The 8,767-nt window shown below is 66.2% G+C and carries 8 protein-coding genes and 2 riboswitches; of the genes, 3 read left to right on the forward strand and 5 right to left on the reverse strand.

What is annotated here, in order from left to right:
• The 5 genes from VJ673_RS24690 to VJ673_RS05030 form a co-directional block, all read right to left on the reverse strand.
• A partial coding sequence (locus VJ673_RS24690) for a hypothetical protein (protein ID WP_491700802.1) occupies positions 1 to 122 on the reverse strand: 122 nt, incomplete at its 3' end.
• A 23-nt stretch (positions 123 to 145) separates the two neighbouring features.
• Entirely contained in the window at positions 146 to 1,315 is a 1,170-nt protein-coding gene (hybB, locus tag VJ673_RS05015) for a Ni/Fe-hydrogenase cytochrome b subunit (RefSeq protein WP_324124944.1), read from the reverse strand.
• On the reverse strand, positions 1,312 to 2,322 hold the full coding sequence (gene hybA, locus VJ673_RS05020; protein WP_324124945.1) for a hydrogenase 2 operon protein HybA: 1,011 nt from the start codon (positions 2,320 to 2,322) through the stop codon (positions 1,312 to 1,314). The genes hybB and hybA overlap by 4 nt, the downstream gene beginning before the upstream one ends.
• Before the next feature lie 2 nt (positions 2,323 to 2,324).
• The gene (locus VJ673_RS05025; protein ID WP_324124946.1) at positions 2,325 to 3,506 is read right to left on the reverse strand and encodes a hydrogenase small subunit; all 1,182 of its coding nucleotides are present in this window, start codon (positions 3,504 to 3,506) and stop codon (positions 2,325 to 2,327) included.
• Positions 3,507 to 3,840: 334 nt separating this feature from the next.
• Positions 3,841 to 5,268: a carbonic anhydrase gene (locus tag VJ673_RS05030; protein WP_324124947.1), complete on the reverse strand. Its 1,428-nt coding sequence runs from the start codon at positions 5,266 to 5,268 to the stop codon at positions 3,841 to 3,843.
• Between the two features lie 96 nt (positions 5,269 to 5,364).
• A riboswitch (yybP-ykoY riboswitch) is annotated at positions 5,365 to 5,549 on the forward strand.
• Between the two features lie 6 nt (positions 5,550 to 5,555).
• On the opposite strand from VJ673_RS05030, the gene VJ673_RS05035 reads away from it, so the two are divergent.
• The 3 genes from VJ673_RS05035 to thiC all read left to right on the forward strand — a co-directional run.
• Complete coding sequence (locus tag VJ673_RS05035) at positions 5,556 to 6,134, forward strand: TMEM165/GDT1 family protein (protein WP_324124948.1); 579 nt, start codon at positions 5,556 to 5,558, stop codon at positions 6,132 to 6,134.
• A gap of 60 nt (positions 6,135 to 6,194) precedes the next feature.
• Positions 6,195 to 6,298: riboswitch (TPP riboswitch) on the forward strand.
• A gap of 54 nt (positions 6,299 to 6,352) precedes the next feature.
• Positions 6,353 to 7,189, forward strand: coding sequence for a bifunctional hydroxymethylpyrimidine kinase/phosphomethylpyrimidine kinase (gene thiD, locus VJ673_RS05040; protein ID WP_324124949.1), 837 nt, complete (start codon positions 6,353 to 6,355; stop codon positions 7,187 to 7,189).
• A gap of 108 nt (positions 7,190 to 7,297) precedes the next feature.
• A partial coding sequence (gene thiC, locus VJ673_RS05045) for a phosphomethylpyrimidine synthase ThiC (RefSeq protein WP_324124950.1) occupies positions 7,298 to 8,767 on the forward strand: 1,470 nt, incomplete at its 3' end.

Raw genomic sequence — 8,767 nt, forward strand, 5'->3', positions numbered from 1 at the left:
ACGCCGCGCCACATGGTGCCCGAGGACCAGGCCTTGGTGACCTTGCCGCCGTCGACCTCGACGTCGATCCGGAGGTGGCCTTCAATCCGGGTGACCGGGTCGATGGTGATGCGTTGGCTCATGGGAAAAGTCTCCTCGGAAGTTCTCAGGCAGCCTGCCCGGCCGGCGCGTGATCCTCACGCGGCAGCACCGGGAAGCGGCGGGTAATGACGATGTAGCCGAGCACCTCGATGGCGAACATGCCGAAGGTGACAAGCATTTCAGGAACGGACGGGAAGTAGGACCATCCATCGCCGGTCTGGTAGCCGACCAGATACGAATTCACGCGCAGCAGGATGCCCGCGAGCATCAGCACGACGCCGCCGGTGAAGAGGTTCGCCGGGTTCGCGCGCTTCGCCGGGCTGCCGAGCAGCCAGAACGGCAGCGCGAACGCGATCGTCTCGAGCCAGAACATGAAGGCCTGCGTCGTCGCCTCGAACGCGTAGCCCAACGCTCCACGCACGATCAGGTCGCCGAAGCGCACCGCGAGATACACGCTGAGCATCCCCAGCATGACCTTCGCGAGCGGCGTCAGCAGGTGGAGCTCGATCTGGCGACGGTAGGCCGCGGCGGCGAGGCAGGACTCGAACAGCACCACCGCGTAGCCGATCGTGATCGCCGAGATCAGGAAGATCGCCGGCAGCGCCATCGACTGCCACAGCGGATGGATCTGCGTGCCGAACACGACCAGCATCGAGCCGAGCGAGCTCTGGTGCATCATCGGCAGCACGGTGCCGAGGCCCACCAGGAAGAACATCGCCCGGCCGACCTTGCGCTGCGCATTCGTCCAGCCGAACTTCTCGAAGAAGGTCGGCGAGAACTCCAGCCACATCACGAGGATGTAGAGCGAGATGCAGGCCGCGACCTCGAACATCACGGAATTCGGCGACGCGTAACCCGGCCACAGGATATGCCAGAAGTTCCAGTAACGGCCGAGGTCGAAGATCACGCCCGCGCCCGCCAGCGTGTAGCCGAAGAGGCTCGCGAGCAGCGCCGGGCGCACCATCGGGTGGTACTCGCCGCGGTTGAAGATGTAGACCAGCATCGCGACCGAGAAACCGCCGCAGGCGAAGGCCGAGCCGATCACGACGTCGGCGACCACCCAGATGCCCCAGGGATAGCCATCGTTGAGGTTCGTGACCGCCCCGAGCCCGCCCCAGAAGCGCAGCGCCAGCACCGCGAAGGCGGTCAGGATCAGCACGCCGCAGGCGAAGGTCGCGGGGTTCAGCAGACGCCCGCCGACGGGCGTCGGCGCGGCATGAAGGTGCTTGCTCATTTCGAGTCCTCCTGCTTGCCGCCTTTGTCCGTGTGCGTCGCGTCGTCATCCTTCGGCATGTTGCGTTTGGCGAAGAAAGTCATCGCTCCCAGCGCCGCGATCGGCAGCGCGAGGCCGCCATACAGCGTGTGTTGCAGCGTCTCGGACTTCGACGCGAAGGACTGGTCCGGCAGCGGCTTGTGGCCGACCTTGTCGAAGGCCACGGCGGAGAGCTTCATCATCTGCGTACCCCCGAGTTCCTTGTCGCCGAAGAGATGCGGCACGTACTTCGCGGCCGCGCCTTCCCACGAAGGCTGGTCGCCGGTCGAGAGGTTGCCGCGTGGGAACTGCGTGACTTCGCCCGGCTGCAGCGCGAGCCGGCGCTTGGCCTCGTCCTTCAGGTCCGAGACCTTGCCGAACAGCGTCGCGCCGGTCGGGCAGACTTCGGCACAGGCCGCGTAATGGCCGTCCTTCATGCGATGGCGGCACAGCTGGCACTTGCCAATCGCACCGGTCGCCGACTGATAGTCGAACTTCGGGATGCCGAAGGGGCAAGCCGCGACGCAATAGCGGCAGCCGATGCACGCGTCCTTGTCGTAGCTGACGATGCCGGTCACCGGGTCCTTCGTCATCGCGTTCACCGGACAGGCCGACACACAGCTCGGATCGACGCAATGCAGGCAGGAGGTCTTCATGAACGAATAACCGTCCTGCTCCGCGTCCTTGATCGTCGCGGTGCCGTTCTTGTAGACCTTGATGACGTTGTAGGTGCGCGCGGTGGTGTCGAGCGGCATGTCCCACACCGCGTCGGCGCTGGTGTTGTAGTCGATCGGCAGGTCGTTGGCCGTCTTGCACGCAGTGACGCAGGCCTTGCAGCCGATGCACAGCGTCGCGTCGTACAACAGGCCGACGGCGTCGGGCGAGAGCTGCGCGTTGTCGCGCGCCTGCGCGCATGGCGTCGCGGCCGCACCGGCGACCGCCGCCCCACCCGCCAGCGCGCGCTTCAGAAAGTCGCGTCGGGTGCTCATGCTCACTCCCGTCCGGCTTTCGGGTCGGCAGGCTTGTCGTCCTTGCCGGCCTCCTGCTGTTCCGCGGCGTGCGACTTGCCGAGGTTCTGTGCGAGCTTCGCGCCGGCACCGGCCGCAGCCCCTGCGACCGCCGCGAGCACCGCGGCGGACCCGAGCGAGATGCCCTGCCCTTGCGGCTCGGCGATGGCCGGGTAAGCTGCCGGCGGCTCGACGTTCTTGACCTTTGCGAGCATGTGGATCGGCTTCTCGAAGCCGACGCCCTTCTCCGTACAGCCGATACAGGGATGGCCGCAGCCGACCGGCCAGGTCCCCGCGCCCGCGTCGCCGTAGAGCACGGTCGGACAGTTCGCGTAGGTCTCCGGCCCCTTGCACCCGAGCTTGTACAGGCAGTAACCCTTGCGATGGCCTTCGTCGCTGAACTTCATCGCGAAGCGACCGGCGTCGAAGTGCGCGCGGCGCTCGCAGTTCTCATGCACGAGGCGCGAATAGGCGAACTTCGGCCGACCGAGCTGATCGACTTCGGGCAATTTGCCGAAGGTCAGGAAATGCACGACCGTCGCGAGAAAGTTGTAGGGGTTGGGCGGGCAGCCGGGGATCGTCACCACCGGCTTGCCGAGCACTTCGGCGACACCCGTCGCGCCGGTCGGGTTCGGTCCCGTCGAGGGCATGCCGCCCCAGCTCGCACAGGAGCCGATCGCGATCACCGCCGCGGCGTCGGCCGCGCATTCCTTCGTCAGCTCGATCGCGGTCTGGCCGCCGACCTTGCAGTAGATGCCGTCTTCCTTGGTCGGGATCGCGCCTTCGATCACCAGCAGGTACTTGCCCTTGTTGTCGGCCATCGCCTGCTTGCGCGCGGCCTCGACCTGATGGCCGGCAGCGGCGAACAGCGTCTCGTGGTAGTCGAGCGAGATGATGTCGAGGATCAGCTTCTCGATCGTCGGATGCTCCGCGCGGAGCATCGACTCGGTACAGCCCGTACATTCCTGGAAGTGCAGCCAGATCACCGAGGGGCGGCGCTTCTGTTCCATCGCCTTCTGCACCGCGGCTTCCGCGCCGGTCGGCAGACCGAGCGTCGCCGCGACCGTCGCGCAGAACTGCATGAATGCGCGCCGGCTCATCCCCAGGCGCTCCTCGACCGGCCGCGCCTGCCAGGCTTCAGCCAGCTGTTTCAGTTCGTGGTGCATGCACTCCCCCCTTTTTCGATTCCTTGTAACCCGTCGTCGGCACCAGACAGTGCTCATTCACGAGAAGGGATTACAAGATCCGTGCCGGGAGCAGAACAGCGAAAAACGGTTTATTTTTCAGTCAATTAGAAAACTCGCCCGAAGCCTGGACGACAAGCGTCGCGCCACGCCGCGACGAATAGTGGAAAGCAAGTTTCCACCCTGCAAATCCATCGACTGGGGAAAATCGCCCAAAAGAATCAGGCGCTTGCGATCGTCATGAAATGCGGCATCGCAAAACCGGCTCGATCAGCGGAAAGACCGCGACCAGCGGTCCTTGCAGCGCAAGGCGCTGTCAGCGCGATTCGAGCACCAGGCGCCCGTTGGCGGGCTGGATCGGACGGCCATTGCGCGGATACAGGCGCATGAAGACCTCCAGCTGGTCGGCCGAAATGTGCTGCGGCTCCTTCATCACCGCCCACAGCACGCCTTCCGCACAAGGCGGCGTCACGTCGGAACCCATGAAGAGGTAATGTCCGCTGCTCGGTGGCAAGAGGCTCGCGACGTCGATCGTCGCAGCCGGCGCATATTCGCTGCGACGCTCGAGCGGCATGTTGTTCCACAGCATCTGCACCAGCGGGTGCGGCTTGTCGCCCGCCTCCAGCAGCACGCCGACGATCGCCGTCCTGCCGTCCGCGCTGCGGTGATGCAGATGCACGACCATGTCGGACGCCTGCCCGCCCACGCGCTCGGCCGACGGTCGATAGAACTCGAAGAACTCCAGCTCGTAGCGCTCGCCACGCAGTTCGACGCTCATCCCCGGGCCGACGTAGACGCGCAGCGTGCGGCCGGTGTCGGCGATGCGGAAACGCGTCTCGCGGTAGTCGAAGCGCGGCGGATCGAGATCGACCGCGACCCCGTTGCGCAGGTCGATCGGCGACTGGCGCTTGCCTTCGGAGCACAGCGCCCACTCCGGCCGCATGCGGCCCCAGCGGTCCGGGCCGGTTTCGCCTTCGTAACTCCAGTCGGGACGTGAAAAATCCGCAAGAAGACGCGCCGCGAGCGCTGCGTCGTGCGCGGAGGCCGGGCGGGATGCCGGCACAAGGGCAGCGGGCCGCAGGGACGGCTTCTCGTGCTCGACGGATGCCTTCGCGACGAGCACGGGCTTCTCGACCGGCGCGGGGGACGCGGCGGTCGGAGCCGACGCCTTGCGTGCCTTTCCGTTCAGCTTGTGCGACAGCCGGTCGCGCTCGCGATTGGGCGCATCGGCGCCGGCGGTGGCCGAATGGGACAGCGGCACCATCGGCGTCGCCTTTGCATCGTCGCCGGCCGTCTTCGCGATCGCGGCGACTTCGGTCGCCACCTTCTTCAGCTCGCTCACCGATGGCGGCTTGCAGACTTCCTGCCACATGCGCTCGTCGACGCTGTTGCGCGCCGCGAGAATGGGCGTCTCGTCGCCGCGCCCATCCTCGCGGATCACGATGTTCCGCTCGTCCATGTACACGCGCTTCACGGTGTAGAAGGCGCGGTTGTAGCAATCGTAGCGATTGAGCGCCTTCACCCAGGCGTAGCCTTCCACCGCCGCGCGCTCGGGCGTCAACACAATGCGGCCCCATGCGACCTTCGTGCCGCCCTCCGACTGGATGACGCTGGAGCGATCGATCTCGACGAGACGCTCGCGGTCACGCACCACCGTCTCCCAAGGCTGATCGGCCAATGCCGCGACGGGCATCAGCAGGACCAGCAGGAGAGCGCACGGACGCAGGGACAGGGGCAGTTTCATGACGGGCAATCGATCGGTACGGGCAAGGGCCACAACACGGTCTTCGGCTGCAATCGGCGAATCTTTAGGACTTTCCGGCAAGCATAGACAAGCATTACAATGCGCACTGTCATCAGGGAGTAGCCGCCCCCGCGCAAGCCGGGGGGATCACGTCAACAGACTTGCCCGTCGCGGGCATGGCGTGTTCAGCCTTCGGGCCTGGCGAGACTTTTGGCTGCATGCCCTCCGATTTTTTCGGGCCGGGGAGGCGTGCAGTCATCCGTCACGCGCCGGCCCGGAGCAACCCAATGAACTTCCCCTTCGAAGCCTTCGGTATTTCCACCGGTATCGTCGCCCTCGCCGAGATCGGTGACAAGACGCAACTCCTCGCCTTCATGCTCGCCGCGCGCTTTCGCCGCCCGTGGCCGATCATCGCCGGCATCTTCATCGCCACCATCGCCAACCACGCCTGCGCCGGCGCGATCGGTACCTGGCTCACGACCGTGATCGGCCCCGAGACACTGCGCTGGGTGCTGGGCCTGTCGTTCATCGCGATGGCGGTGTGGATGCTGATCCCGGACAAGCTCGACGAGGATGAGGTCACGGCGCCGAAGCTCGGCGTTCTCGCGACCACGATCGTCGCCTTCTTCCTCGCCGAGATGGGCGACAAGACGCAGATCGCGACCGTCGCGCTCGCCGCGAAATACGATGCCCTGGCCGCCGTCGTCACCGGCACGACGCTCGGCATGATGATCGCCAACGTCCCCGCCGTACTCCTCGGTAACGGCATCGCCCAGCGGCTGCCGGTGCGTCTCGTGCACGGCATCGCCGCGACGATCTTCGCGGCGCTCGGCTCGGCGGTCCTGCTCGGCTTCGGCACGACGTAACGAGGTGCAAGAATGGGCAGCAAACTGCTTGCCGGCGAGCGGCTCGTCCGGTAAGGTTCATGAATTCGTTGGGGGTGCCCGCGGCAATGGTGCGCGCGGGCTGAGACAGTCCCTTTGAACCTGACCCGGGTCATGCCGGCGTAGGGAAACGCATTCATGAACATCAGTCCGTCCGCTTCCTCTTTCCCGTCAGTCCGTAGCCAACGCGTGGTGCCGCAATGAGCCGCGTGATTCCGAACGTCGTCTCCATTGCGGGCGTCGATCCGAGCGGCGGCGCAGGACTGCTCGCGGACCTGAAAGCCTTTTCGGCGCTCGGCGCCTATGGCTGCGGCGTCGTCGCGGCGCTCACCGCGCAAAACACCCAGGCCGTCACCGGCGTGCATGCGCCGCCGACCGACTTCCTGCGCCTGCAGATCGACACGCTGTTCGCCGACGTCAAGATTCACGCGGTGAAACTCGGCATGCTGGGCAGCGCCGACATCGTCGCGACGGTCGCGGATCGGCTCGCGCATTTCGATGCGCCGAACGTCGTCTGCGATCCGGTGATGGTCGCGAAGAGCGGCGATCATCTGCTCGCGCGTAACGCCGTCGCGATGCTGATCGAGGCGCTGCTGCCGCGTACCTTCCTGCTGACGCCGAATCTTCCCGAAGCAGGCGTGCTGCTCGAACAGCGCCCGCCCGAGACCGTCAAGGAGATGTACCGCGCCGCCGAGCGCCTGCGCGAGATGCTCCCGCTCTCAAGCGAGCGCTGGGTGCTGCTCAAGGGCGGCCACCTGCCCGGGAGCGAAGTCGTCGATCTCCTCTTCGACGGCGACCGCATGATCGAACTGCCCTCGCCGCGCATCGAGACCAAGAACACCCACGGCACCGGCTGCACGCTCGCCTCGGCGATCGCCGCCTTGCTGCCGCAACGCGCCGGCGGCTTCCGCCCCGTCGAGGCAGCTGTGCGCGATGCACGGGACTACCTGCTGCGCGCGATCGCCGCGAGCGGCGCGCTGTCCGTAGGCAGCGGCCACGGCCCGGTCCATCACTTCCATGCGCTGTGGCGCGGCTGAATACCGCCGGCCGACACCCTCCGAACACCGCCCCCTGCCGCCCCGCGCGGCAACCGCCCTCCCCCGAACCCCATAAGCCGTCAAGCGAATTCCCCAGGAGACCGCACCATGAACGCCACCGAAAAATTCATCGCCGCGAAGGCGCACGTCGACGAGGCCGCGATCGCGCCGCTGCCGAACTCGCGCAAGATCTACGTCGAAGGCTCGCGCCCGGACGTCCGCGTGCCGATGCGCGAAATCTCGCAAGCCGACACCCCGACCGCCTTCGGCGGCGAGAAGAACCCGCCGATCTTCGTCTATGACACCTCGGGCCTCTACACCGACCCGACCGCCAAGATCGACATCCGCTCCGGCCTGCCGGCGCTGCGCCAGCAGTGGATCGAGGAGCGCGGCGACACCGAAGTGCTCGCGGACCTGTCGTCCGAATTCGGCCGGCAGCGCGCCGGCGACCAGTCGCTCGACGAGTTGCGCTTCCCCGGCCTGCACCGCCATCCGCGCCGCGCCAAGGCCGGCGCCAACGTCAGCCAGATGCACTATGCGCGTAAGGGCATCATCACGCCCGAGATGGAATACGTCGCGATCCGCGAGAACATGAACCGCCGCGCCTACGTCGAAACGCTGCGCGGGACGGGCCCGACCGGCGAGAAGATGGCGAAGCTCCTGACCCGCCAGCACCCCGGCCAGTCCTACGGCGCGTCGATTCCGGAAGAGATCACGCCCGAATTCGTGCGTTCCGAAGTCGCGCGGGGCCGCGCGATCATCCCGAACAATATCAACCATCCGGAAAGCGAGCCGATGATCATCGGCCGCAACTTCCTCGTGAAGATCAACGCCAACATCGGCAACTCGGCGCTCGGCTCGTCGATCTCCGAGGAAGTCGACAAGATGACCTGGTCGATCCGCTGGGGCGGCGACACGGTGATGGATCTCTCGACCGGCAAGAACATCCACGAGACGCGCGAGTGGATCATCCGCAACTCGCCGGTGCCGATCGGCACGGTGCCGATCTACCAGGCGCTCGAAAAGGTCAACGGCAAGGCCGAGGAACTGACCTGGGAGATCTTCCGCGACACGCTGATCGAGCAGGCCGAACAAGGCGTCGACTACTTCACGATCCACGCGGGCGTGCTCCTGCGCTACGTGCCGATGACCGCGAACCGCATGACCGGCATCGTCTCGCGCGGCGGCTCGATCATGGCGAAGTGGTGTCTCGCGCACCACAAGGAAAGCTTCCTCTACACGCACTTCGAGGACATCTGCGAGATCATGAAGGCCTACGACGTGGCCTTCTCGCTCGGCGACGGCCTGCGTCCGGGCTCGATCTACGATGCCAACGACGACGCGCAGCTGGGTGAGCTGAAGACGCTCGGCGAACTCACCGACATCGCGTGGAAGCACGACGTCCAGACCATCATCGAAGGCCCGGGCCACGTGCCGATGCATCTCATCAAGGAGAACATGGACCTGCAGCTCAGGTATTGCCGCGAAGCGCCGTTCTACACCCTCGGGCCGCTCACCACCGATATCGCGCCGGGCTACGACCATATCACGTCCGGCATCGGTGCCGCGATGATCGGC

This window comes from Aromatoleum sp., assembly GCF_035254505.1.
In the GTDB taxonomy this organism is placed as follows: domain Bacteria; phylum Pseudomonadota; class Gammaproteobacteria; order Burkholderiales; family Rhodocyclaceae; genus Aromatoleum.